Origin of the sequence: Citrobacter sp. RHBSTW-00017 (assembly GCF_013797615.1) — a bacterium.
GTDB classification, from domain to species: Bacteria; Pseudomonadota; Gammaproteobacteria; order Enterobacterales; family Enterobacteriaceae; genus Citrobacter; species Citrobacter braakii.
In genome coordinates, this window is sequence record NZ_CP056899.1 from 1,447,575 (window position 1) to 1,472,291 (window position 24,717).

The following is a 24,717-nucleotide window of genomic DNA, read 5'->3' on the forward strand; positions in this document are numbered from 1 at the left end:
CGCCCGGATGGACGCTGAGTGTTAGTTTGGTTGATAGCGCCGGCCAGACGGCCGGCGTTAAGGTTCCCTGGTGTTGGCTAAAGCCTTAGAAACCAAGTGATTGTGCGTTGTCTTTGGTGACTTCGAGGATCTTGTTAAAGCGGATCACTTTCTTCTCCGTGTCGATATCGGCTTTCCCTAAACCATCGATACTCAGGTCGGCGTTAACTTCTTTGCCCTGCAACAGCTGATCGGCAACCGTTACCAGCGCGTAGCCCGCGTCTTTTGGATCCCACAGCAGCGCTTTTTTGATATCACCACGCATCAGGTAAGGTGCAGCCTGTGCTGGCATTGCGATCCCGACAACGGCGATTTTGTCTTTGGCGCGTTTTTTCTGCACAGCCTGACCCGCCCCGATTGGACCCAGCGAGCCGAAACCGATAATGCCTTTCATCTGCGGATAGGTTTTCATCAGGTCCAGCGTCGTGGCGTAGGATTTATCGATGCTTTCCGCGACCGGCAGACGTGAAGTGACCTCAAACATTTCCGGATATTTTTCTTTCTGGTACTTAATTGCATAATCCGCCCACGCGTTATGCAGCGGCACCGTCAGTGAACCGACATAGATGGCGTAACCCCCTTTGCCGCCCATGTTTTTTGCTAACTCATCGACGTTAGCCTGCGCGTATTTTTCACTATCGATGGTTTCGATATCCCATTGGCCAATTTGCTCATCCGGGGATTCGTGCGTCAGAACGACAATGCCTTTATCGCGCGCTTTTTTCAGTACTGGCTCAAGGACCTTGGCATCATTCGGTACCACGATGATGGCATTGACGTTTTTGGCGATCAGATCCTCAATCACTTTGACCTGCTGTGCCGGATCCGGCGTGGAAGGCCCGGTCTGGTAAGCATTCACATCCAGTTTTTTTGCTGCTTCATTAACACCGGTTTCCATCCGGTTAAACCACGGAATCCCGGTGACTTTGGCAACCACAGCAATTTCATATTTTTCCGCCGCAAAGGACGTGCCGGACAACATGCATGCAGAAACCAGGGTTGCACTGAGTAATGCGAGTTTGAATTTCATAGTTGTACCTTTCGTAGGGGGCAGGACATGTCACGGCGTGAAGTTAACAACGAATGGAAGAGGGAATGAATTACAAGTTTGGTGAATGTGATCTATGCCCATTATTGTAATTTTATGGAAAATAAATGGTTAAATATTGGTTAAATTTGCACGGAATACACTCAGGAATTTAAATTCAGTGTTAACAAAACATTAAAATGAAACCATAAATTAACAAATTGTTATCATTTTACTTAAGTTGTGGCGACGAAAAGGTATTTGGGAGGATGTTGCTGAAGAAGAAATTGTTGAAATTGAGAACTGAATCGATACCGGAAAAGGAGGCTCAACATTTTTTCGTTCAATGGTATCCTCAGCACACTTTCGCCAAACACAGCATCATTATTTGTGGCGGTGTAGATTTTTCTCGTGGAGAACTCATGCAAGGCGTTAAACGTATCATTATGACGTTGTTTCTCGCGATCCTGTCCTTTGGCGCAGGTGCGCATCCCCACAGCTTTATCCATTTGAAAACCGAGATAGTGAGCGAGAATGACCAGTTCGTCGCGCTAAAAATGCGCTGGACGATGGATGAAATCACCTCGGCAGATCTGCTTTACGATGCGGGAAATGCCAAACCTGGTGATGAGATCTGGAAAAAACTGGCGGCAGAAGTGATGGCCAACGTCCTCGGGCAGCACTATTTCACCGAAGTGTGGCACGACGGGAAAAAGGTAAAGTTTAAAAACAGGCCGACGGAATATGGCATGGAGCGTGAAGAACATCAGGCAGTGCTGACGTTCGTGTTGCCGCTGGCGGAAGCTCAGCCGCTGAGCGGTCAAAAATATACTATTTCAACCTTCGACCCCACCTACTACGTTGATATGAGCTATGACAAAGACAGCGATGCCAGGCTGGCGCAGGCCATAAGTCAGCAATGCCGTATTTCAGTACATACGCCGACGCCGAATGAACAAATGCTGAGCTTTGCGCAGTCGCTGGATAAAGAAGACGCACCGCCGGAGGATATGGAATTGGGTAAACAGTTTGCACAGACGGTGACGCTGCAATGTCCGTAGTTTATCAACAACGCGCCGCCAGACGCCGCTGGCTCACGCTATGGCCGCTGGCGGTGTTTTTACTGCTGGCTGCAGTCGGCATACTGTGGCTATGGCAGGCCTGGCCGCAGGTGATGATGAAAAGTGTCGTCTGGCAGCGCGACGTTAACCAGCAGATGAGCGGTTTGCTGAAAGCCGTTGCCGCCAATCCGGCCCAGGCCGGGGGATCGCTGCTGCTGTTTAGTTTTCTCTATGGCGTGCTGCATGCGTTGGGACCAGGACATGGAAAAGTCGTCATTACCACCTGGCTGGCAACGCATCCCTCGAAGCTGAGGTCGAGTATTGGCCTGACGCTGGCCTCATCTTTATTACAGGGACTGGTCGCCATTGGGCTGGTGGTTGTGGTGCTCACCATTTTGCAGTTGCCTGCACGACAGCTACATATGAGTAGTTTCTGGCTGGAGAAAGGGAGTTATGCGCTGGTTGGCGTGTTGGGCGTTTTATTGTGCGTCCGTGCGCTGAAGAAATTGCGCCAGTTGCTGCGTCGCCCGAAATTTACCGCCTTCACGCCGCACCATGTGCATCACGAGGGCTGTGGCTGTGGGCATCAGCATTTGCCTGATCCTGAACAGCTGCAAAGCGGTGATGACTGGCGCGCCCGGCTGATGATCGTTTTGTCTATGGGAATGCGGCCATGCTCCGGGGCAATTATGGTTTTACTGTTTAGCAAAGTGGTTGGCGTTTTTAGCTGGGGCATGGCGTCGGCGCTGGCGATGGCGGCAGGAACCTCTTTGACCATTACGTCACTGGCTTTGCTGGTACACAGTTTCCGCTCGCTGGCGGTGAGACTTAGCGGACATAAAGCGCCGGTGCTGTGGCGACAGATTGGCTGGACGACGCTGGCATTAGCCGGTGGTGCGGTGCTGATTGCTGCTGCGGTAGTGATGTGGGTGAGCGCGGTGCCGGTGGGGCGAGGGATTAGACCGTTTTAATCAAAGCCGGATGGCGGCTTCGCCTTATCCGGCCTGTATCAACACGTAAGCCCGGTAAGCATGACACCACCGGGCTGTACTGAATTAACGCTTCAGCGCGTCGCTCAGTTCGTCACGCATGTTAGCCAGCATGGCTTTCACTACGCGCGGATTACCTGCAACGATGTTGCCAGTCGCCATATAGTTATGACCGCCGGTGAAGTCGCAAACCAGTGCGCCTGCTTCACGAGCAATCAGCTCACCTGCGGCGAAATCCCATGGTTTCAGACCGATTTCGAAGTAACCGTCAACGCGTGCAGCGGCAACGTAAGCCAGATCCAGCGCAGCAGAACCTGTGCGGCGGAAGTCAGCGCACTCGGTAAACATCTTGCCAAGAATTTTCATGTAAGACGTGGCGTGCTGTTTCGCTTTGAACGGGAAACCGGTGGCGATGATGGTGCCGTCCAGATCGCGTGCAGTGCTGCCACGCAGACGGTAGCCGTTCAGCTGTGCGCCCTGGCCGCGGGTTGCGGTGAACAGTTCGTTACGCATTGGATCGTAAACAACGGCGACTTCAGTACGGCCTTTAATGCGTACTGCGATGGAAACCGCGAAGTGCGGCAGACGTTTTACGAAGTTGGTGGTGCCATCCAGTGGATCGATAACCCATTGAACATCCTGATCTTCACCAACATGCTCACCGCTTTCTTCGGTGATGATGGTGTGCTGTGGGTAAGATTTGCGAATTGTTTCGATAATAATCGCTTCGGCGGCTTTATCGACGTTAGTCACGAAATCATTGCTGCCTTTCTGGCTGGTTTCTACAGAGTCTGGCGTTTCGTAGTGTTTGGCAATTACATTACCCGCCTTGCGCGCTGCGCGCACGGCGATGGTCAGCATCGGATGCATCGGTCTCTCTCACTGGATGTTAAAGAACGGGAAAACGGCGCAGAGTATAGCAGCGAGTTCGGAATATGTCTTCGTTTTATGATAATATGCCCGAATAATCTTTAGCCGAAGAAATACAATGCTGCAAAATATTCGAATCGTGCTGGTGGAAACCTCTCACACTGGCAACATGGGCTCTGTGGCCCGCGCAATGAAAACCATGGGTTTAACTAATCTGTGGCTGGTAAATCCACTGGTTAAACCGGACTCCCAGGCCATCGCCCTGGCGGCTGGTGCCAGCGATGTGATCGGCAGCGCGCAGATCGTCGATACTCTCGATGAAGCGCTGGCGGGTTGCAGCCTGGTGGTGGGTACCAGCGCGCGCTCCCGTACGCTGCCGTGGCCGATGCTGGATCCGCGTGAATGCGGTTTAAAAAGCGTCTCTGAAGCAACGAACTCGCCGGTGGCGCTGGTGTTTGGACGTGAACGCGTTGGCCTGACCAACGAAGAGCTGCAGAAGTGTCATTATCACGTCGCCATTGCCGCGAACCCGGAATACAGCTCGCTCAACCTGGCGATGGCGGTGCAGGTCATCTCTTATGAAGTTCGCATGGCCTGGCTGGCAACGCAGGAAAGCGACAAGACCGCAGAATACGAAGAAGCTGAGTATCCGCTGGTCGATGATTTAGAGCGTTTTTACGGTCATCTGGAACAAACGCTGCTGTCGACCGGGTTTATCCGCGAAGGACATCCGGGGCAGGTGATGAACAAGCTGCGCCGTCTGTTCACTCGCGCGCGTCCTGAGAGCCAGGAGCTGAACATTTTGCGCGGAATTTTAGCTTCTATAGAGCAGCAGAATAAAGGCAAGTAAGCGTCTTGATGCCGGATGGCTGCACGATTTCCAGGCCGGATTAGCGAAGCGCCATCCGGTAAATGAAAATGGCACTGAAGGTTAAATACCTGACTAAATTAGTCAAGTAAATAGTTGACTGATTTAGTCGGGAATGTCAGACTTGCCCCTGCTATGCAATACCCCCATTTTACAATAAAAAACCCCGGGCAGGGGCGAGTTTGAGGCTAAGTAAGACATGAGACTGACATCAAAAGGGCGTTATGCCGTGACCGCAATGTTGGACGTTGCGCTCAACTCCGAAACGGGCCCGGTACCGTTGGCTGATATTTCTGAACGTCAGGGAATTTCCCTGTCATATCTGGAGCAGCTGTTTTCCCGTTTGCGTAAAAACGGTCTGGTTTCCAGCGTACGTGGACCAGGCGGCGGGTATCTGCTGGGTAAAGATGCCGGCAGCATCGCAGTAGGTGAAGTGATTAGCGCTGTTGACGAGTCTGTAGACGCGACCCGTTGCCAGGGCAAAGGCGGTTGTCAGGGCGGCGATAAATGCCTGACCCACGCGCTGTGGCGCGATCTGAGCGATCGTCTGACCGGTTTCCTCAACAACATTACGTTGGGCGAACTGGTGAATAATCAGGAAGTCCTGGATGTGTCTGGTCGCCAGCACACACATGACGCTCCACGCAGTACCCGCACGCAAGACGCTATCGACGTCAAACTGCGTGCCTAATAAAAATTACGCAATATCTTCTGGTTGCATTAAGGCAGCCAGAAAGATGAAGCGTAAAAAGTATTTCAGAATCAGGCCGGGGTGCCAGACGCCCCGTTAACTCGGTCGTACATCCAGCCGGTTGCCTGATTCCTTGCATTGAAGCGATGTACGGAGTTTATAGAGCAATGAAATTACCGATCTATCTCGACTACTCCGCAACCACGCCGGTGGACCCGCGTGTTGCCGAGAAAATGATGCAGTGTCTGACCCTGGACGGAAACTTTGGTAACCCAGCTTCCCGTTCACACCGTTTCGGCTGGCAAGCTGAAGAGGCGGTAGATATCGCCCGCAATCAGATCGCTGATCTGGTCGGTGCCGATCCGCGTGAAATCGTCTTTACTTCCGGTGCGACGGAATCCGATAACCTGGCGATTAAAGGTGCAGCCAACTTTTACCAGAAAAAAGGCAAGCACATCATCACCAGCAAAACCGAACACAAAGCCGTGCTGGACACCTGCCGTCAGCTGGAGCGCGAAGGGTTTGAAGTGACCTACCTCGCCCCACAGCGTAACGGCATTATCGACCTGAAAGAACTTGAAGCGGCAATGCGTGACGACACTATTCTGGTCTCCATCATGCACGTTAACAACGAAATCGGCGTGGTACAGGATATCGCAACCATCGGCGAAATGTGCCGTGCCCGCGGTATCATCTATCACGTTGATGCGACCCAGAGCGTGGGCAAACTGCCTATCGATCTGAGCCAACTGAAAGTTGACCTGATGTCCTTCTCCGGCCACAAAATCTATGGTCCGAAAGGTATCGGCGCGCTGTACGTTCGTCGTAAACCGCGTATTCGTATTGAAGCGCAGATGCACGGCGGCGGTCACGAGCGCGGTATGCGTTCCGGTACGCTGCCTGTGCACCAAATCGTTGGGATGGGTGAAGCTTACCGTATCGCCAAAGAAGAGATGGAAACCGAGATGGCGCGCCTGCGCACTCTGCGTAACCGTCTGTGGAACGGCGTGAAAGATATGGAAGAGGTGTACCTCAATGGTGACCTCGAGCAGGGCGCGCCGAACATTCTCAACGTTAGCTTCAACTTTGTTGAAGGCGAGTCGCTGATTATGGCGCTGAAAGACCTGGCTGTATCCTCCGGTTCTGCATGTACCTCTGCAAGCCTGGAGCCATCCTACGTGCTGCGCGCGCTGGGGATGACCGACGAGCTGGCACATAGCTCAATTCGTTTCTCTTTAGGTCGTTTCACTACCGAAGAAGAGATTGACTACGCCATCAATCTGGTTCGCAACTCCATTGGCCGCCTGCGCGACCTTTCCCCGCTGTGGGAAATGTTCAAACAGGGCGTGGATTTGAACAGTATTGAATGGTCACATCACTAATTCGGCGCACATAAGGAGAATTCAACATGGCTTACAGCGAAAAAGTAATCGATCATTACGAGAATCCACGTAACGTGGGCTCTTTTGACAACAGCGACGAGAACGTGGGCAGCGGCATGGTGGGTGCACCGGCCTGTGGCGACGTGATGAAGTTGCAGATCAAAGTCAACAATGAGGGTATCATTGAAGACGCGCGTTTCAAGACTTACGGCTGCGGTTCCGCTATTGCCTCCAGCTCTCTGGTTACCGAATGGGTAAAAGGGAAATCTCTGGACGAAGCACAGGCGATCAAAAATACCGATATCGCCGACGAGCTTGAACTGCCACCGGTGAAAATTCACTGCTCTATTCTGGCTGAAGACGCGATTAAAGCCGCGATTGCGGATTACAAAAGCAAACGTGAAGCAAAATAATTAAGAGTTGAGGTTTTATTATGTCGATTACCTTAAGCGACAGTGCAGCAGCGCGTGTAAATACCTTCCTGGCAAACCGCGGTAAAGGGTTTGGTCTGCGTCTGGGCGTGAGAACCTCCGGCTGCTCAGGTATGGCTTATGTACTGGAATTTGTTGACGAGCCGGCGGCTGAAGATACCGTGTTTGAAGACAAAGGCGTAAAAGTCGTGATCGACGGTAAGAGCCTGCAATTCCTCGACGGTACGCAGTTAGACTTCGTCAAAGAAGGTCTGAACGAAGGGTTTAAGTTCACTAACCCGAACGTGAAAGACGAATGTGGATGCGGCGAAAGCTTCCACGTGTAACGCGCTTACTGATAACCCCACCGTGGTCGCCTGCGCGTGGGGTTTGTTTTACCTGACTCTCTGGTTTTGCCTCATCGAACAACAGAGAATCGATGCCCTGAGAATGTTATGGACTACTTCACCCTCTTTGGCTTACCGGCCCGTTATCAGCTCGATACTCAGGCGCTGAGCCTACGTTTTCAGGATCTGCAACGTCAGTATCATCCTGATAAATTCGCCAGCGGTTCTCAGGCGGAACAACTTGCTGCGGTTTCGCAGTCCGCCACTATCAACCAGGCCTGGCAAACGCTGCGTCATCCTTTGATGCGCGCCGAATACTTGTTGTCTTTACACGGCTTTGATATCCGCAGCGAGCAGCACACGGTGCGCGATACCGCGTTCCTGATGGAGCAACTTGAGCTGCGCGAAGAGCTGGACGAGATTGAACAGGCAAAAGACAATCAACGGCTGGATGCGTTTATGCAACGCGTCAGCGAAATGTACAACGTTCGCCATCAACTGATGGTGGAACAGCTGGATAGCGAGACGTGGGACGCAGCGGCAGATACCGTGCGTAAGCTGCGTTTTCTCGATAAACTGCGAAGCAGTGCAGAACAACTCGAAGAAAAACTGCTCGATTTTTAATTTCCGGAAGCGAAAATGGCCTTATTACAAATTAGTGAGCCTGGTCTGAGCGCCGCGCCGCACCAGCGTCGTCTGGCGGTCGGTATCGATTTAGGCACCACCAACTCCCTGGTTGCGACCGTACGCAGCGGCCAGGCCGAAACGCTGGCAGATCATGAAGGTCGCCACCTGTTGCCGTCAGTGGTTCACTATCAGCAGCAGGGCTACTCGGTCGGTTACGATGCCCGCGCCAATGCTGCGCTGGATACGGCAAACACCGTCAGCTCGGTAAAACGCATGATGGGCCGCTCTCTGGCGGATATCCAGGCGCGTTACCCGCATCTGCCTTATTCATTCCAGGCGAGCGAAAACGGCCTGCCGATGATTGAAACCGCTGCCGGTTTGCTTAATCCGGTGCGCGTATCCGCTGACATTCTGAAAGCGCTGGCCGCGCGGGCAACCGAATCGTTGTCCGGCGAACTGGATGGCGTAGTGATCACCGTTCCGGCTTACTTTGACGATGCACAGCGTCAGGGGACGAAAGACGCCGCGCGTCTGGCGGGCCTGCACGTATTGCGTCTGCTGAACGAACCGACCGCTGCGGCGATCGCTTATGGCCTGGATTCCGGTCAGGAAGGCGTGATCGCGGTCTATGACCTTGGCGGCGGTACTTTTGATATTTCTATTCTGCGCCTGAGTCGCGGCGTGTTCGAAGTGCTGGCGACCGGTGGTGATTCCGCGCTCGGCGGCGACGATTTTGACCATCTGCTGGCCGATTACATTCGCGAGCAGGCGGGCGTTGCCGATCGCAGCGATAACCGCGTACAGCGCGAACTGCTGGATGCCGCGATTGCAGCGAAAATCGCACTCAGCGACGCCGATTCTGTGACGGTTAACGTGGCGGGATGGCAGGGTGAAATCAACCGTGAAACCTTTAATGAACTCATTTCCGCACTGGTTAAACGTACGCTGCTGGCCTGCCGCCGTGCGCTGAAAGATGCGGGCGTTGAGCCGCAGGATGTGCTGGAAGTGGTAATGGTCGGTGGTTCAACGCGCGTGCCGCTGGTACGTGAACGCGTCGGTGAATTCTTTGGCCATACGCCGCTGACCTCTATCGACCCGGACAAAGTGGTCGCTATCGGTGCGGCAATCCAGGCGGATATTCTGGTCGGGAATAAACCGGACAGCGAAATGCTGCTGCTGGACGTTATCCCGCTGTCTCTGGGACTGGAAACCATGGGCGGTCTGGTGGAGAAAGTGATCCCGCGTAACACCACTATCCCGGTGGCGCGCGCGCAGGACTTCACCACGTTTAAAGATGGCCAAACCGCGATGTCCATTCACGTGATGCAAGGCGAGCGTGAGCTGGTGCAGGACTGTCGTTCACTGGCGCGTTTTGCGCTGCGCGGTATCCCGGCGTTGCCGGCAGGCGGCGCGCATATCCGCGTGACCTTCCAGGTCGATGCTGATGGGCTACTGAGCGTCACCGCTATGGAGAAATCCACCGGCGTTGAGTCCTCGATTCAGGTCAAACCGTCCTACGGTCTGACCGACAGTGAAATCGCCTCCATGATTCAGGATTCGATGAGTTTTGCCGAGCAGGACGTTAAAGCTCGTATGCTGGCAGAACAGAAAGTCGAAGCGGCACGCGTACTGGAGAGTTTATCCGGTGCGCTGAACGCTGATGCCGCGCTGTTAAGCGCCGCAGAACGTCAGGCTATCGACACCGCTGCTGCGCACTTGAGCGAGGTAGCACAGGGTGACGATGTTGACGCGATAGAACAAGCCATTAAAAACGTAGACAAACAAACCCAGGAATTCGCCGCTCGCCGTATGGACAAATCCGTCCGTAGCGCGCTGAAAGGCCATTCCGTGGACGAGGTTTAATATGCCAAAGATTGTTATTTTGCCTCATCAGGATCTCTGTCCCGATGGCGCAGTTCTGGAAGCTGAGACCGGCGAAACCATTCTCGACGTTGCCCTGCGTAACGGTATCGAGATTGAACACGCCTGTGAAAAATCCTGTGCCTGCACGACCTGCCACTGCATCGTACGTGAAGGTTTTGATTCTTTGCCGGAAAGCACAGAAGAAGAAGACGACATGCTGGATAAAGCCTGGGGACTGGAGCCGGAGAGCCGTTTAAGCTGTCAGGCACGGGTAACCGAGGACGATTTAGTGGTCGAAATCCCACGTTACACAATCAATCATGCACGTGAGCATTAACAGAGGGTAGTATGGGACTGAAGTGGACCGATAGCCGCGAAATCGGCGAGGCGTTGTACGACGCGTTCCCCGATCTCGATCCCAAGACCGTTCGTTTCACCGATCTGCACCAATGGATCTGTGACCTGGAAGAGTTCGATGATGATCCACAGGCATCGAACGAAAAAATCCTTGAGGCCATTTTACTGGTCTGGCTGGACGAAGCCGAATAAGTCAACGGGCTGCCCACGGGTGGCCCGTTTTCCTGTATGCGCGAAATAAGGATAAATAAAATGACAGAAGCCATGAAAATTACGCTTTCCACGCAACCCGCTGATGCTCGCTGGGGTGAAAAGGCGACATACAGCATTAATAATGACGGTATTACCCTGCACCTGAACGGAAACGATGATCTCAGCCTTATCCAGCGCGCCGCGCGTAAAATTGACGGCCTGGGTATTAAACATGTCCAACTGGATGGTGAAGGCTGGGATACCGAACGTAGCTGGGCGTTCTGGCAGGGTTACAAAGGACCAAAAGGCACCCGCAAAGTTGAGTGGGCCGCTCTGGACGAGGCGCAGCGCAAAGAGCTGGATAACCGTCTGAAGATTATTGACTGGGTGCGCGATACCATTAACGCACCTGCAGAAGAGCTGGGCCCGGAACAGCTGGCGCAACGCGCGGTAGACCTGCTGTGCGGCGTGGCCTGCGACAACGTCTCGTACCGTATCACCAAAGGTGAAGATCTGCGCGAGCAGAACTACATGGGGCTGCATACCGTGGGTCGAGGCTCTGAACGTCCGCCGGTGCTGCTGGCGCTGGATTACAACCCGACTGGCGACAAAGAAGCTCCAGTTTATGCCTGCCTGGTTGGCAAGGGAATTACCTTTGACTCCGGCGGATACAGCATCAAGCAAAGCGCATTTATGGACTCAATGAAGTCCGATATGGGCGGTGCGGCAACGGTCACCGGCGCGCTGGCGTTTGCCATCACCCGTGGCCTGAACAAGCGTGTAAAGCTGTATCTGTGCTGCGCGGATAACCTGATCAGCGGCAACGCCTTTAAGCTTGGCGATATCATTCACTATCGCAACGGTAAAAAAGTTGAAGTGATGAATACCGATGCTGAAGGGCGTCTGGTACTGGCCGATGGCCTGATCGATGCCAGCGCGCAAAAACCTGAATTGATCATTGATGCTGCCACGCTGACCGGCGCGGCGAAAACCGCACTGGGCAACGATTACCACGCGCTGTTTAGCTTTGATGACCAACTGGCCGCGCGTTTGTTGGCAAGTGCGGCGCAAGAAAACGAGCCGTTCTGGCGTTTGCCGTTGGCAGAGTTCCACCGTAGCCAACTGCCGTCAAATTTTGCTGAGCTGAATAATACCGGCAGTGCGGCCTATCCAGCGGGTGCAAGCACCGCGGCGGGCTTCCTGTCCCATTTCGTGGAAAATTACCAGCAAGGCTGGCTGCACATCGATTGCTCTGCAACCTATCGCAAAGCGCCGGTTGAGCAGTGGTCTGCGGGCGCAACTGGTCTGGGTGTGCGCACCATCGCGAATCTGCTGACCGCATAATTCACGACTGTATTGCCGGATAGCGCTAAGCTTATCCGGCTTACATGTATTCATCCAATTTGTGATACTTATGTCCGAAACAAAAAATGAATTAGAAACGTTGCTGGAGCAAGCAGCGACAGAGCCTGCGCATCGTCCGGCATTTTTCCGTACTTTACTGGAATCCACCGTCTGGGTGCCGGGTACTGCCGCAGAAGGCGAGGCGGTAGTAGAAGACAGTGCCCTCGACCTTCAACACTGGGAAAAAGAAGACGGCACGACCGTGATCCCGTTCTTCACCTCCCTGGAAGCCCTGCAACAGGCGGTTGAAGATGAGCAAGCATTTGTCGTTATGCCGGTGCGTACGCTATTTGAAATGACGCTTGGCGAAACGCTCTTTCTCAACGCTAAACTGCCGACCGGCAAAGAGTTTATGCCGCGTGAAATCAGCCTGCTGATGGGGGAAGAGGGTAATCCGCTAAGCACCCAGGAAGTACTGGAAGGTGGTGAATCGCTGATCCTTTCTGAAGTCGCCGAACCTCCGGCGCAGATGATTGACTCACTGACCACGCTGTTTAAAACCATTAAGCCGGTAAAACGCGCATTTCTCTGCTCAATCAAAGAAAGTGCGGAAGCCCAGCCGAATCTGCTGATTGGTATTGAAGCTGAAGGTGATATTGAAGAGATCATCCATGCTGCGGGTAGCGTCGCGACCGATACGTTGCCGGGTGATGAACCCATTGATATCTGCCAGGTGAAGAAAGGTGAGAAGGGCGTGAGTCACTTTATCACTGAGCACATCGCACCGTTCTACGAACGCCGCTGGGGCGGTTTCCTGCGCGATTTCAAACAGAACCGGATTATCTGAGTGAAGGAAAGCCGCCACGAAGGATAATACCTCGCGCACTGAATAATTTTGCCGCTAACTCAGTTGGCTTTTTCTCCCTCAAAAGGGAGTATTAGTTCGCTACGATGAGCCTGCGTTGCTAAAGCAGCACAGCCTGCTAGAAAGGCCGCGAACCGGATAGGCACAAAAAAACCGCTCATTGAGCGGTTTTTTTGTGGGTGAAAAAGATGAGTAAATCAGATTTTATTGAGTCTCAGCCGGTTCTACCGGTAAATCGTTACGCGCGCCCCATTCGCTCCATGCGCCGTCATACAATGCGACGTTAGAAACGCCCAGCGTGGCAAGCGCCAGCACAACCACCGCCGCCGTGACGCCTGAGCCGCAGCTGGCGATAATGGGACGGTCAAAGCTTACGCCGTGGCTGAAGAAAATAGCATCCAGTTCGTCGGTAGTTTTCAGTTCACCGTCACGAACCAGCTCTGTCCACGGTACGTTAAGCGCACCAGGCACATGGCCACGCTTGAGGCCCGGACGCGGCTCGTCAACTTCGGCATTAAAACGCGCAGCCGGTCGGGCATCGACGATCTGCGCCGTTTTTTCATGACTGGCCAGCAGTACGTCGGTAACGCGCACAATCTCTTCAGGCGTAAATGCCACGTTAAATTCACCTTCCGGTAAATCCTCATTTCCTTCTTTGAGCATTAGCTCATCGCGCTGCCAGCCAGCCAGACCGCCCGCCAGAATGGAGACATTCTCGACACCAAATGTCCGCAGCATCCACCATGCGCGAGGCGCGGAAAACAGGTTGCCATCATCGTAGACAACCAGGTGTTTATCCTGATGAACGCCCAATTCGCGCATCGCTACGGCAAAGGCTTCCGGTCGCGGCATCATATGCGGTAGCGGTGACGTATGGTCGGAAAGCGCTTCAATATCAAAAAAGACTGCGCCAGGAATATGGCCTGCACGATACTCCTCGCCAACATCACGATCTTCCTGTCCTGGAGGTGCCATCCGGGCATCAAGAATTTGTATTTCCGGGTCGTCAATGTGTTCGGCAAGCCAATCGGCAGCGACAAAAAAGGCGGTGGTCATAGGCATCTCCATTTTTACCAGGTTTTGGCAAATTGTCGGATGTTTAGTGCAATGCGACAAGTAAAAGAGGCTGATTTGTCAGGCGAATCCACATTAATCACGAAAAAATAGGACAACGTAGAACAGTTACTGGCTTCCACAGCCGAAAATCTGACGCATAATAGTTGTTCTACGTAGCTAACGGGCCACTACGGCCAGGGATGAAAAATGAAACATTTACGCGTAGCGGCCTGTATGCTGATGCTGGCACTGGTTGGGTGCGATAATAATAACGAAAAATCACCGACGGCTGCGAAGCCTGATGCGCCTGCACCGCAGACTGCGCCAGCAAAAGATAAGGCCCAATTACAAAAGCTGATTCAGCAAAGCCAGGGCAAGCCGCTGACGTTGCTTGATGCCTCCGAGGTCCAACTCGACGGCGCGGCAACGCTTGTTTTGACCTTTTCCATTCCCCTCGATCCGGAACAAGATTTTTCTCGCGTAGTGCACGTTGTTGATAAAAAAAGCGGCAAAGTGGATGGTGCCTGGGAGCTGGCGCCAAATCTAAAAGAGCTACGCTTACGCCATCTCGAACCTAATCGGGAACTGGTGGTTACCATTGAGCGTGATTTACTGGCGCTGAATAAAGCGACGTTCGCTATCGATTATGAAAAAAATATTACCACCCGCGACGTCCAGCCAAGCGTAGGGTTCGCTAGTCGCGGCTCGCTGCTGCCGGGAAAAGTGATTGAAGGGTTACCGGTGATGGCCCTTAACGTTAATAGCGTGGATGTGAACTTCTTTCGCGTGAAGCCTGAGTCGCTCGGTGCGTTTGTCAGCCAGTGGGAATACCGTAATTCGTTGTCAAACTGGGAGTCAGACAATCTGCTGAAAATGGCGGAGCTGGTTTATACCGGACGCTTTGACCTCAATCCTGAGCGTAACACCCGAGAGAAGCTGCTACTGCCACTGAGCGATATCAAGCCGTTGCAGCAAGCAGGCATTTACATTGCGGTGATGAATCAGGCCGGACACTATAACTACAGCAATGCTGCTACGCTGTTTACGCTCAGTGACATTGGTGTCTCTGCGCACCGTTACCACAATCAACTGGATGTCTTTACACAGAGTCTGGAAAACGGCGCTGCGCAGCAGGGTATTGAGGTCACGTTACTCAACGAAAAAGGGCAGACGCTGGCGCAGGCTACCAGTGACGCGCAGGGTCACGTCAAGCTGGAAACCGATAAAGACGCGGCCTTATTGCTGGCCCGTAAAGACGGGCAAACCACGCTGCTGGACCTGAAGCTCCCGGCGTTGGATCTGGCTGAATTTGATATTGCCGGCGCGCCGGGATACAGCAAGCAGTTCTTTATGTTTGGCCCCCGTGACCTCTATCGCCCTGGCGAAACGGTGATCCTCAACGGATTACTGCGAGATAGCGACGGCAAAACGCTGCCTGACCAGCCGGTGAAGCTGGAGGTCGTTAAGCCCGACGGACAGGTGTTACGCTCGGTAGTGAGCCAGCCGGAAAACGGTCTGTATCGCTTTAGCTGGCCGCTGGACAGCAGCGCGCCAACCGGCATGTGGCATATTCGTGCCAATACTGGCGACAACCAGTCGCGGATGTGGGATTTCCACGTCGAAGATTTCATGCCTGAGCGGATGGCGCTCAATCTCACCGCCAATAAGATGCCGCTGGCTCCAACTGATGGAGTGAAGTTTTCGGTGGTGGGCTACTACCTGTACGGCGCGCCCGCCAACGGCAATGCTCTGCAAGGGCAGCTTTTCCTGCGCCCGTTGCGGGAAGCGGTGCAGGCATTACCGGGGTTCCAGTTTGGTAATATTGCCGAAGAAAATCTTTCTCGCAGCCTCGATGAGGTTCAGTTGACGCTGGATGACCACGGTCGCGGCGAAGTGACTACCAACAGCCAATGGCAGGAGACGCATTCTCCGTTACAGGTGATTCTGCAAGCCAGCCTGCTGGAGTCGGGTGGCCGTCCGGTGACGCGTCGGGTTGAACAAGCCATCTGGCCTGCGGATACGCTGCCAGGTATTCGTCCGCAGTTTGCGGCGAGAGCCGTATATGACTACCGCACCGATACTACCGTCAATCAGCCTGGCGTAGATGAAAACAGCAATGCCGCTTTTGATATTGTGTATGCCGATGCGCAAGGTGAGAAAAAAGCGGTGTCCGGTTTACAGGTGCGTTTGATCCGTGAACGCCGTGATTATTACTGGAACTGGTCTGAAGGTGAGGGCTGGCAATCGCAGTTCGATCAAAAAGATCTGGTTGAGGGTGAGCAGACCCTGGATCTGAAGGCCGATGAGACCGGTAAAGTCAGCTTCCCGGTCGAGTGGGGTGCCTATCGCCTGGAAGTGAAAGCTCCGAATGATGCGGTGAGCAGCGTGCGCTTCTGGGCTGGTTATAGCTGGCAGGATAACAGCGACGGCAGCGGGGCAGTGCGTCCCGATCGCGTGACCCTGAAACTGGATAAACCCGGCTATCGTCCCGGCGATACCATGAAGCTACACATTGCCGCACCCGCGGCTGGCAAAGGTTACGCGATGGTGGAGTCCAGCGAAGGCCCGCTGTGGTGGCAAGAGATAGACGTACCGACGGATGGTCTTGATATCTCCATCCCGGTCGATAAAACCTGGAATCGCCATGACTTGTATCTCAGCGCGCTGGTGGTTCGTCCTGGCGACAAGTCTCGTTCGGCAACGCCAAAACGGGCAGTCGGCTTACTGCATTTGCCGTTAGGCGATGAAAACCGTCGTCTGGCGCTGGCGCTGGAAAGCCCGGCGAAAATGCGTCCAAATCAGCCGTTGACCGTCAAGATTAAAGCCAGCGTTAAAAATGGCGACGTGCCAAAACAGGTTAACGTGCTGGTCTCAGCCGTTGACAGCGGGGTGTTGAACATTACCGATTACGCCACGCCGGATCCGTGGCAGGCGTTTTTCGGGCAAAAACGCTATGGCGCGGATATTTATGATATTTACGGCCAGGTGATCGAAGGGCAAGGACGTCTGGCGGCGCTGCGCTTTGGTGGTGATGGCGATGAGTTAAAACGCGGCGGCAAGCCACCGGTTAATCACGTCAATATCGTGGCGCAACAGGCGCTGCCAGTGACGCTTAACGAGCAGGGCGAAGGTACGGTGACGTTACCAATTGGTGATTTCAACGGCGAGCTGCGGGTAATGGCGCAAGCCTGGACGGCGGATGACTTTGGCAGTAGCGAAAGCAAAGTGATTGTCGCCGCGCCGGTAATTACTGAACTGAACATGCCGCGCTTTCTGGCGGGGGGCGATACCTCGCGCCTGACGCTGGACGTGACCAACCTGACTGACAAACCGCAAACGCTGATTATTAATCTCGCGGCCAGCGGTTTACTGGAGTTGATGGGGCAAGATCCCGCCCCGGTGAATCTGGCTCCAGGCGTACGGACTACGCTGTTTATTCCGGTGCGTGCGCGGGAGGGCTTTGGCGATGGCGAAATTCAGGCGCAAATTAGCGGTCTGAATCTACCGGGTGAAACGCTGCCTGTTCAGCATAAACAGTGGAAAATTGGCGTGCGACCGGCGTTCCCGGCGCAAACTGTTAATTACGGCGTCGCACTTCAGCCGGGCGCAACCTGGCAGCTTCCGGGCGAAGAACTGACGAATTTCTCTCCTGTGACGATGCAGGGACAACTGCTGTTCAGCGGTAAGCCACCGCTGAATCTGGCGCGCTATATCCGTGAACTGAAAGCTTACCCTTACGGTTGCCTCGAGCAAACGGCGAGCGGGTTGTTCCCATCCTTATACACCAATGCCGCGCAGTTGAAGGCGTTAGGTATCGCGGGCGACAGCGATGAAAAACGCCGTGCGGCAGTAGAGATTGGCATCTCTCGTTTACTGCAAATGCAGCGTGATAACGGCGGTTTTGCGCTGTGGGATAAGAACGGGTCGGAAGAGTACTGGCTGACCGCGTATGTGATGGATTTCCTCGTTCGCGCGAATGAACAGGGCTATAGCGTTCCGGCAGAGGTGATTAACCGGGGTAACGAGCGGCTGCTGCGCTATTTGCAGGATCCGGGCATGATGTCGATTCGCTATACCGACGACGCATCAGCAAGCCGGTTTGCCGTACAGGCCTACGCCGCGCTGGTGCTGGCTCGTCAGCAGAAAGCCCCGCTCGGCGCGCTGCGTGAGATCTGGGAGCGTCGTGCACAGGTGGCTTCCGGTTTACCGCTGTTGCAACTTGGGATAGCGCTGAAAAACATGGGCGACGCCAACCGCAGTGAACAAGCGTTGACGCTGGCGCTGAATACGCCACGCCGCGATGCGCAGCAGTGGATGGCGGATTACGGCAGTCAGCTACGTGACAACGCGCTGATGCTGGCATTGTTGGAAGAGAACAAGCTTAAACCTGACGTGCAGAATACGCTGCTGAACACCTTGTCAGAACAGGCCTTTGGGCAGCGCTGGCTCTCTACTCAGGAAAACAATGCGCTGTTCCTTGCCGCGCGTACGTTGCAGGACTTGCCTGGCTCGTGGCAGGCGCAAACGTCACTCTCTGAACAGGCGTTAGCCGGGGAGAAATCACAAACGCGTAATCTGGATGCTGACGCGCTGTCTACGCTGAACGTCACCAATACCGGTAATCTGCCGCTGTGGCTGCGTCTGGATGTGAGTGGTTACCCGCAAACCTCGCCGACGCCTGCCAGCAACGTCCTGCACATTGAGCGTCAGATCCTGGGGCTCGACGGGAACAGCAAAGCGCTGGATTCTCTGCGCAGCGGCGAGCTGGTACTGGTCTGGCTGGAGGTGAAAGCCAGCCAGAACGTGCCGGATGCGCTGGTGGTTGACTTACTGCCAGCCGGCCTGGAGCTGGAAAACCAGAATCTGGCCAACGGCAGCGCCAGTCTGCAGGACAGCGGCAGCGAGGTAGCGAATTTGCTCAATCAGATGCAGCAGGCGGATATCCAGCACGTTGAGTTCCGTGACGATCGCTTTGTCGCCGCGGTAGCGGTCAACGAAGGGCAGCCGGTGACGCTGGTCTATCTGGCGCGGGCGGTAACGCCGGGGACCTATCAGGTTCCTGTGCCGCAGGTGGAGTCAATGTATGTTCCGCAGTGGCGCGCGACCGGTGCGACAGAGGGGCTTTTGATTGTCAGACCGTAAATGATGCGCGGGTTGGGGAAACGCGGCTGCTGGCTCTGGCTGGCAGCCGTTGCGCTATTGCTGGTAGCGGTGGTTTGGGCGGCAGATAAAATCTGGCCGCTGCCGCTTCACGAAGTCGATCCGGCACGTGTCGTGGTGGCTTACGATGGTACGCCGCTATGGCGCTTCGCCGACGCGGACGGTATCTGGCGTTATCCGGTGACTATTGATGAGGTGTCCCCCCGTTACCTTGAGGCGTTAATCAACTACGAAGACCGCTGGTTCTGGAAACATCCCGGCGTCAATCCGTTTTCAGTGCTGCGCGCGGCATGGCAGGACCTCTCCTCAGGTCGCGTCGTTTCAGGCGGCAGTACGCTCACCATGCAGGTCGCACAATTACTCGATCCCCACCCGCGAACTTTCGGCGGCAAGTTCCGCCAGATCTGGCGCGCATTGCAGCTGGAATGGCATCTTTCTAAGCGCGACATCCTGACGCTATATCTTAACCGTGCGCCGTTTGGCGGCACGCTGCAGGGCGTGGGGGCGGCGAGTTGGGCCTACCTTGGTAAATCTCCCACACAGTTGAGTTATTCCGATGCCGCGCTGCTGGCCGTGTTGCCGCAGGCACCGAGCCGTCTGCGCCCGGACCGCTGGCCGGACCGCGCTGAAGCGGCGCGCAATAAAGTGCTTGAGCGCATGGCGACGCAGGGCGTTTGGCCTGCCAGACAGGTGCAGGAGTCACGCGAAGAACCGGTCTGGCTGGCGCCCAGACAAATGCCGCAGTTAGCGCCGTTATTCTCGCGCATGATGTTGGGAAAAAGCCGGAGCGATAAAATCGTGACCACCCTTGACGCCGGATTGCAGCGCCAACTGGAAGAGCTGGCGCAAAACTGGAAGGGCCGCTTACCTGCGCGCAGTTCGCTGGCGATGATTGTGGTCGATCACACTGATATGAGCGTGCGTGGCTGGGTGGGGTCGGTAGATATGAATGACGACTCCCGCTTTGGCCATGTGGATATGGTGAATGCGATCCGCTCGCCGGGCTCGGTGCTGAAGCCGTTTATCTATGGTCTGGCGTTGGATGACGGATTAATTCATCCTGCTTCATTGTTGCAGGATGTGCCGCGTCGAACCGGAGATTATCGACCAGGGAATTTTGACAGTGGTTTTCATGGCCCGGTGAGTATGAGCGAAGCGCTGGTGCGCTCGCTAAATTTACCCGCCGTGCAGGTACTTGAAGCCTATGGCCCGAAGCGTTTTGCCGCATCGTTACGTAACGTTGGCTTACCGCTGTATCTGCCCGCAGGTGCCGCACCGAATCTGTCGCTGATTTTGGGCGGGGCAGGGGCCAGACTGGAAGACATGGCGGCGGCGTACAGTGCCTTTGCCCGTCAGGGAAAAGCGGGAAAACTGCGCCTGCAGCCAGACGATCCACTGCTGGAGCGTCCGTTGATGTCGGTAGGCGCGGCGTGGATTATTCGCCGCATTATGGCTGACGAAGCGCAACCGCTGCCGGATAACGCGCTGAGCAGAGTGGTTCCGCTGGCGTGGAAAACGGGTACCAGTTATGGCTATCGCGATGCGTGGGCGATTGGCGTTAACGCCCGTTATGTGATGGGGATCTGGACCGGCAGACCCGACGGTACGCCGGTGGTGGGCCAGTTTGGTTTTGCCAGCGCCGTGCCGCTGCTCAATCAGGTCAACAATCTTTTGCTCTCTCGCGGGACAAATCAGCCGGAGGATCCGCGCCCTGAATCCGTTAGCCGCGGCGTAGTGTGCTGGCCGGGCGGGCAGTCACTTGCGCCCGGAGACAGCAACTGTCGACGCCGTCTGGCAACCTGGCTGCTGGAGGGCAGCCAGCCGCCCACGTTGTTATTGCCCGAACAGGAGGGTGTGAGTGGCATTCGTTTCCCCGTCTGGCTGGATGATGAAGGCAAACGTGTGGCGGCGGATTGCCCGCAGGCGCGCGAACAAACGTTAATCGTCTGGCCTTTACCGCTGGAGCCATGGCTGCCGGAGTCAGAGCGCCGTGGGGCGAGATTACCGCCGGTTTCTGCCACGTGTCCGCCGCTGGGGCAGGATGCTTCGCTGCCGTTGCAGTTGACAGGGGTTCGTGATGGCGCGATCGTGAAGCGTTTACCCGGTTCTGCGCTGGCCTCATTGCCAGTACAAACCAGCGGTGGGACTGGCGATCGCTGGTGGTTTCTTAACGGTGAACGGCTGGATGAACGCGGACGCCGTCTTACGCTACGGCTGGCGACCAAAGGGGATTATCAACTGCTGGTGATGGATGACGCCGGACAGGTGGCGACGGTGAGATTTTCGTTGCAGTAGACCACCAGGTGACTTTTGTTGCTAAAATTCATCTTATTTTAAAGAAATGTTATCTTCGTCAATAGTCAATTGCCGGGATGCTCTTTATAATCCGCGCCAGGTAAACAACAACAAAACATCTTTTTCAGAGGTAATCATGGCTATTGAACGTACTTTTTCCATCATCAAACCAAACGCGGTGGCAAAAAACGTTATTGGGAGCATCTTTGCGCGCTTTGAAGCAGCAGGGTTCAAAATTGTCGGTACTAAAATGCTGCACCTGACCGTTGAGCAGGCGCGTGGCTTCTATGCTGAGCATGATGGTAAGCCGTTCTTTGACGGTCTGGTTGAATTCATGACCTCCGGTCCAATCGTTGTTTCTGTTCTGGAAAGCGAAAATGCCGTACAGCGTCACCGTGATCTGCTGGGTGCAACCAACCCGGCGAATGCGCTGGCGGGTACTCTGCGTGCAGACTACGCTGATAGCTTCACTGAGAACGGTACTCACGGTTCCGACTCCGTTGAATCTGCCGCGCGTGAAATCGCCTATTTCTTCGGTGAAGGCGAGGTTTGCCCGCGCACGCGCTAATCTCCTGCGTCTTTCACATCGCATCGTTTTCTATGCTTTCAGGGAGGCTCGAACGTGCCGCTTTCCTGCGATGCGAAATCCTTTGGAGAGGAATTAGCGATTTACATATTATTTTCGCTAATGCTTCGTGCAAACGTGGCATCCCTGCGCCAGACTTTGTACAATGCAACGCCCCGGAAGAGCAGAACGCTTGCCGGGGCGTTTCTTTTTAACCCTCCACGGGCCACAACGTGTAACAACGAGGCCGGAAAAAATTATGTCTGAATTAGTTAACACCTCTGAAGTCGTCATTCCTGCGGTTCCAAATAAAAATGGAAAAATCAACCTGCTGGATCTGAACCGTCAGCAAATGCGCGAATTCTTCAAAGATATGGGTGAAAAACCGTTTCGTGCCGATCAGGTCATGAAGTGGATGTACCACTATTGCAGCGACAACTTTGATGACATGACTGACATCAATAAGGTGCTGCGTAACAAGCTGAAAGAAGTGGCTGAAATTCGCGCCCCGGAAGTGGTGGAAGAGCAGCGTTCCTCTGACGGTACGATCAAATGGGCCATCGCGGTTGGCGATCAGCGCGTAGAAACCGTGTATATCCCGGAAGACGATCGCGCGACCCTGTGTGTTTCTTCACAGGTCGGTTGTGCATTAGAGTGTAAATTCTGCTCTACGGCGCAACAGGGCTTTAACCGTAACCTGCGGGTGTCGGAAATCATTGGTCAGGTCTGGCGTGCGGCGAAAATCGTCGGTGCGGTGAAAGCTACCGGCGTGCGTCCTATCACCAACGTGGTGATGATGGGGATGGGCGAGCCGCTGCTCAACCTGACCAACGTAGTGCCAGCGATGGAAATCATGCTGGATGACTTCGGTTTTGGGCTGTCCAAGCGTCGCGTCACGCTCTCCACCTCAGGCGTTGTCCCTGCGCTGGATAAGTTGGGCGATATGATTGATGTCGCGCTGGCGATTTCTCTGCATGCGCCGAACGATGAAATTCGTGACGAAATTGTACCTATCAACAAAAAGTACAATATCGAAACATTCCTTGGCGCGGTTCGTCGTTATCTGGAGAAGTCCAACGCTAACCAGGGTCGTGTGACCATTGAGTATGTGATGTTAGATCACATCAATGATGGTACTGAACACGCGCATCAGTTGGCAGAGCTGCTGAAAGATACGCCGTGTAAGATTAACCTGATCCCGTGGAACCCGTTCCCTGGCGCGCCGTATGGCCGTAGCTCTAACAGCCGTATCGATCGTTTCTCCAAAGTGTTGATGAGCTATGGTTTCACTACCATCGTGCGTAAAACACGTGGCGATGACATCGATGCAGCCTGCGGTCAGCTGGCGGGTGACGTTATCGACCGTACCAAGCGTACTCTGCGTAAGCGTATGCAGGGCGACGCTATCGATATCAAGACCGTTTGATGTTGAGTGCACTACGGTATAATTCATGTACCGTAGTGCAACGTAAGCCAAATGAGGTTTTTTGTTGTTGTCGTCAGGTCAATAATAACGGTGCGTTTTTGTCGACTTTAAGGCAGTATGTAACGGCGCAACAAGCCTTTAGCCCTCAGGTTTACGTTGTTTTGTCTTTGATAGTCTGACCGTTTTATACTGTCTGACGAAGGTTAACTGACCAGATGTTTCGCGGTGTGGGTGAGCATTGTGGCTCGCCGGCATCAGAACCCAAATTTACGCAGCTGTAGCGAATGAATACTGAAGCCACGCACGACAAAAATGAAGCACTATCCACCGGCGTTCGTCTGCGCAATGCCCGTGAACAACTCGGATTCAGCCAGCAGGCAGTCGCGGAGCGACTTTGCCTGAAGGTCTCCACGGTACGTGATATTGAAGAAGATAAGGCGCCAGCCGATCTCGCTTCAACATTCCTGCGCGGGTATATCCGTTCTTATGCGCGTCTGGTGCATATTCCTGAAGAAGAACTGTTGCCAGGGCTGGAAAAACAGGCTCCGATTCGCCCAGCCAAAGTCGCACCGATGCAGAGCTTCTCGCTCGGTAAGCGTCGTAAAAAACGCGACGGCTGGTTAATGACCTTTACCTGGCTGGTGCTGTTTGTCGTTGTCGGACTGACGGGAGCCTGGTGGTGGCAGAACCATAAAGCGCAGCAGGAAGAGATCACCACCATGGCCGATCAATCCTCCGCTGAGCTGAATGCCGGTAAAGATGGTGCGCAGAACGTACCGTTAGATACCAGCGCCGCAGCGGGCCAGGATACTACCCCGGCTCCAGACGATGGCGCGGTGGCGGACGCAGCGCCTACGCCAGATGTTGCTGCAACCCCGGCACCTGCCGCTGATGCGCAGCCGAATGCCGTTGTGGCACCTTCTCAGGCTAACGTCGATACCGCAACTGCTGCGCCAGCTACCGCGGCGCCGCTGCCAACTGACCAGGCGGGTGTCACTACCCCTGCCGCCGATCCTAACGCACTGGTAATGAACTTTACCGCCGATTGCTGGCTGGAAGTGACCGATGCGACCGGAAAAAAACTGTTCAGTGGTATGCAGCGTAAGGACGGCAATCTGAATCTGACGGGTCAGGCGCCGTACAAACTGAAAATTGGCGCTCCGGCGGCAGTGCAGATTCAGTTCCAGGGTAAACCTGTCGATCTGAGTCGTTTTATCAGAACTAACCAGGTTGCGCGTCTGACCGTTAATGCCGAACAATCACCGGCTCAGTAACAGACGGCA

Annotated in this window: 21 protein-coding genes; 18 read left to right on the forward strand and 3 right to left on the reverse strand. The window is 54.5% G+C overall.

What is annotated here, in order from left to right; all coding sequences use genetic code 11:
- Window positions 1-85: 85 nt before the first annotated feature.
- Window positions 86-1,069 (reverse strand): autoinducer 2 ABC transporter substrate-binding protein, encoded by a 984-nt coding sequence (locus tag HV037_RS06995; RefSeq protein WP_003037665.1) that lies wholly within the window; start codon window positions 1,067-1,069, stop codon window positions 86-88.
- 419 nt (window positions 1,070-1,488) lie between these two features.
- On the opposite strand from HV037_RS06995, the gene HV037_RS07000 reads away from it, so the two are divergent.
- Both HV037_RS07000 and HV037_RS07005 read left to right on the forward strand, forming a co-directional pair.
- Window positions 1,489-2,127: a DUF1007 family protein gene (locus HV037_RS07000; RefSeq protein WP_016157142.1), complete on the forward strand. Its 639-nt coding sequence runs from the start codon at window positions 1,489-1,491 to the stop codon at window positions 2,125-2,127.
- Window positions 2,118-3,098 (forward strand): nickel/cobalt transporter, encoded by a 981-nt coding sequence (locus HV037_RS07005; RefSeq protein ID WP_016157141.1) that lies wholly within the window; start codon window positions 2,118-2,120, stop codon window positions 3,096-3,098. Before HV037_RS07000 ends, HV037_RS07005 begins: the two co-directional genes overlap by 10 nt.
- Window positions 3,099-3,182: 84 nt before the next feature.
- On the opposite strand, the gene suhB is transcribed toward HV037_RS07005, so the two are convergent.
- The gene (gene suhB, locus HV037_RS07010; RefSeq protein ID WP_016157140.1) at window positions 3,183-3,986 is read right to left on the reverse strand and encodes an inositol-1-monophosphatase; all 804 of its coding nucleotides are present in this window, start codon (window positions 3,984-3,986) and stop codon (window positions 3,183-3,185) included.
- A gap of 118 nt (window positions 3,987-4,104) precedes the next feature.
- Between suhB and trmJ the strand changes: the two genes are divergently transcribed.
- From trmJ to sseB, 11 genes are all read left to right on the forward strand, one after another.
- Window positions 4,105-4,836 carry a tRNA (cytosine(32)/uridine(32)-2'-O)-methyltransferase TrmJ gene (gene trmJ / locus HV037_RS07015; protein ID WP_016157139.1) on the forward strand — a complete coding sequence of 244 codons (732 nt, stop codon included), beginning with the start codon at window positions 4,105-4,107 and terminating at the stop codon, window positions 4,834-4,836.
- Window positions 4,837-5,053: 217 nt separating this feature from the next.
- Window positions 5,054-5,545: a Fe-S cluster assembly transcriptional regulator IscR gene (iscR, locus tag HV037_RS07020; RefSeq protein ID WP_005120405.1), complete on the forward strand. Its 492-nt coding sequence runs from the start codon at window positions 5,054-5,056 to the stop codon at window positions 5,543-5,545.
- A 167-nt stretch (window positions 5,546-5,712) separates the two neighbouring features.
- Window positions 5,713-6,927: a cysteine desulfurase gene (gene iscS, locus HV037_RS07025; RefSeq protein WP_016154009.1), complete on the forward strand. Its 1,215-nt coding sequence runs from the start codon at window positions 5,713-5,715 to the stop codon at window positions 6,925-6,927.
- Window positions 6,928-6,953: 26 nt separating this feature from the next.
- Entirely contained in the window at window positions 6,954-7,340 is a 387-nt protein-coding gene (gene iscU / locus HV037_RS07030) for a Fe-S cluster assembly scaffold IscU (protein ID WP_002913991.1), read from the forward strand.
- Between the two features lie 20 nt (window positions 7,341-7,360).
- Window positions 7,361-7,684, forward strand: a complete 324-nt coding sequence (iscA, locus tag HV037_RS07035; RefSeq protein ID WP_003835203.1) for an iron-sulfur cluster assembly protein IscA — start codon at window positions 7,361-7,363, stop codon at window positions 7,682-7,684.
- Between the two features lie 108 nt (window positions 7,685-7,792).
- Window positions 7,793-8,308, forward strand: a complete 516-nt coding sequence (gene hscB, locus HV037_RS07040) for a co-chaperone HscB (RefSeq protein ID WP_016154008.1) — start codon at window positions 7,793-7,795, stop codon at window positions 8,306-8,308.
- Window positions 8,309-8,323: 15 nt separating this feature from the next.
- Window positions 8,324-10,174: a Fe-S protein assembly chaperone HscA gene (hscA, locus tag HV037_RS07045; RefSeq protein WP_103284113.1), complete on the forward strand. Its 1,851-nt coding sequence runs from the start codon at window positions 8,324-8,326 to the stop codon at window positions 10,172-10,174.
- Window position 10,175: 1 nt separating this feature from the next.
- The gene (gene fdx, locus HV037_RS07050; RefSeq protein ID WP_003037690.1) at window positions 10,176-10,511 is read left to right on the forward strand and encodes an ISC system 2Fe-2S type ferredoxin; all 336 of its coding nucleotides are present in this window, start codon (window positions 10,176-10,178) and stop codon (window positions 10,509-10,511) included.
- Window positions 10,512-10,522: 11 nt separating this feature from the next.
- Window positions 10,523-10,723 carry a Fe-S cluster assembly protein IscX gene (gene iscX, locus HV037_RS07055; protein ID WP_003037694.1) on the forward strand — a complete coding sequence of 67 codons (201 nt, stop codon included), beginning with the start codon at window positions 10,523-10,525 and terminating at the stop codon, window positions 10,721-10,723.
- A gap of 60 nt (window positions 10,724-10,783) precedes the next feature.
- A complete protein-coding gene (pepB, locus tag HV037_RS07060) occupies window positions 10,784-12,067 on the forward strand; it encodes an aminopeptidase PepB (RefSeq protein WP_103284112.1) in 1,284 nt (427 codons plus the stop codon).
- Window positions 12,068-12,137: 70 nt separating this feature from the next.
- Window positions 12,138-12,914, forward strand: coding sequence for an enhanced serine sensitivity protein SseB (gene sseB / locus HV037_RS07065; protein ID WP_016157136.1), 777 nt, complete (start codon window positions 12,138-12,140; stop codon window positions 12,912-12,914).
- Window positions 12,915-13,136: 222 nt separating this feature from the next.
- Here the strand turns inward: sseB and sseA are convergent, their stop codons facing one another.
- Window positions 13,137-13,988, reverse strand: coding sequence for a 3-mercaptopyruvate sulfurtransferase (gene sseA / locus HV037_RS07070; protein WP_103284111.1), 852 nt, complete (start codon window positions 13,986-13,988; stop codon window positions 13,137-13,139).
- 207 nt (window positions 13,989-14,195) lie between these two features.
- Here sseA and HV037_RS07075 point away from each other — a divergent pair, with 207 nt between their 5' ends.
- The 5 genes from HV037_RS07075 to rodZ all read left to right on the forward strand — a co-directional run bounded on the left by HV037_RS07075 (window position 14,196) and on the right by rodZ (window position 24,708).
- Complete coding sequence (locus HV037_RS07075) at window positions 14,196-19,130, forward strand: alpha-2-macroglobulin (protein WP_103284110.1); 4,935 nt, start codon at window positions 14,196-14,198, stop codon at window positions 19,128-19,130.
- A complete protein-coding gene (gene pbpC / locus HV037_RS07080) occupies window positions 19,131-21,443 on the forward strand; it encodes a peptidoglycan glycosyltransferase PbpC (protein WP_103284109.1) in 2,313 nt (770 codons plus the stop codon). It begins immediately after the preceding gene.
- Window positions 21,444-21,579: 136 nt separating this feature from the next.
- Window positions 21,580-22,011, forward strand: a complete 432-nt coding sequence (gene ndk / locus HV037_RS07085; protein WP_003037710.1) for a nucleoside-diphosphate kinase — start codon at window positions 21,580-21,582, stop codon at window positions 22,009-22,011.
- A gap of 256 nt (window positions 22,012-22,267) precedes the next feature.
- Window positions 22,268-23,434, forward strand: a complete 1,167-nt coding sequence (locus HV037_RS07090) for a bifunctional tRNA (adenosine(37)-C2)-methyltransferase TrmG/ribosomal RNA large subunit methyltransferase RlmN (protein ID WP_016154002.1) — start codon at window positions 22,268-22,270, stop codon at window positions 23,432-23,434.
- 284 nt (window positions 23,435-23,718) lie between these two features.
- Window positions 23,719-24,708: a cytoskeleton protein RodZ gene (rodZ, locus tag HV037_RS07095; protein ID WP_016157129.1), complete on the forward strand. Its 990-nt coding sequence runs from the start codon at window positions 23,719-23,721 to the stop codon at window positions 24,706-24,708.
- Window positions 24,709-24,717 lie beyond the last annotated feature (9 nt).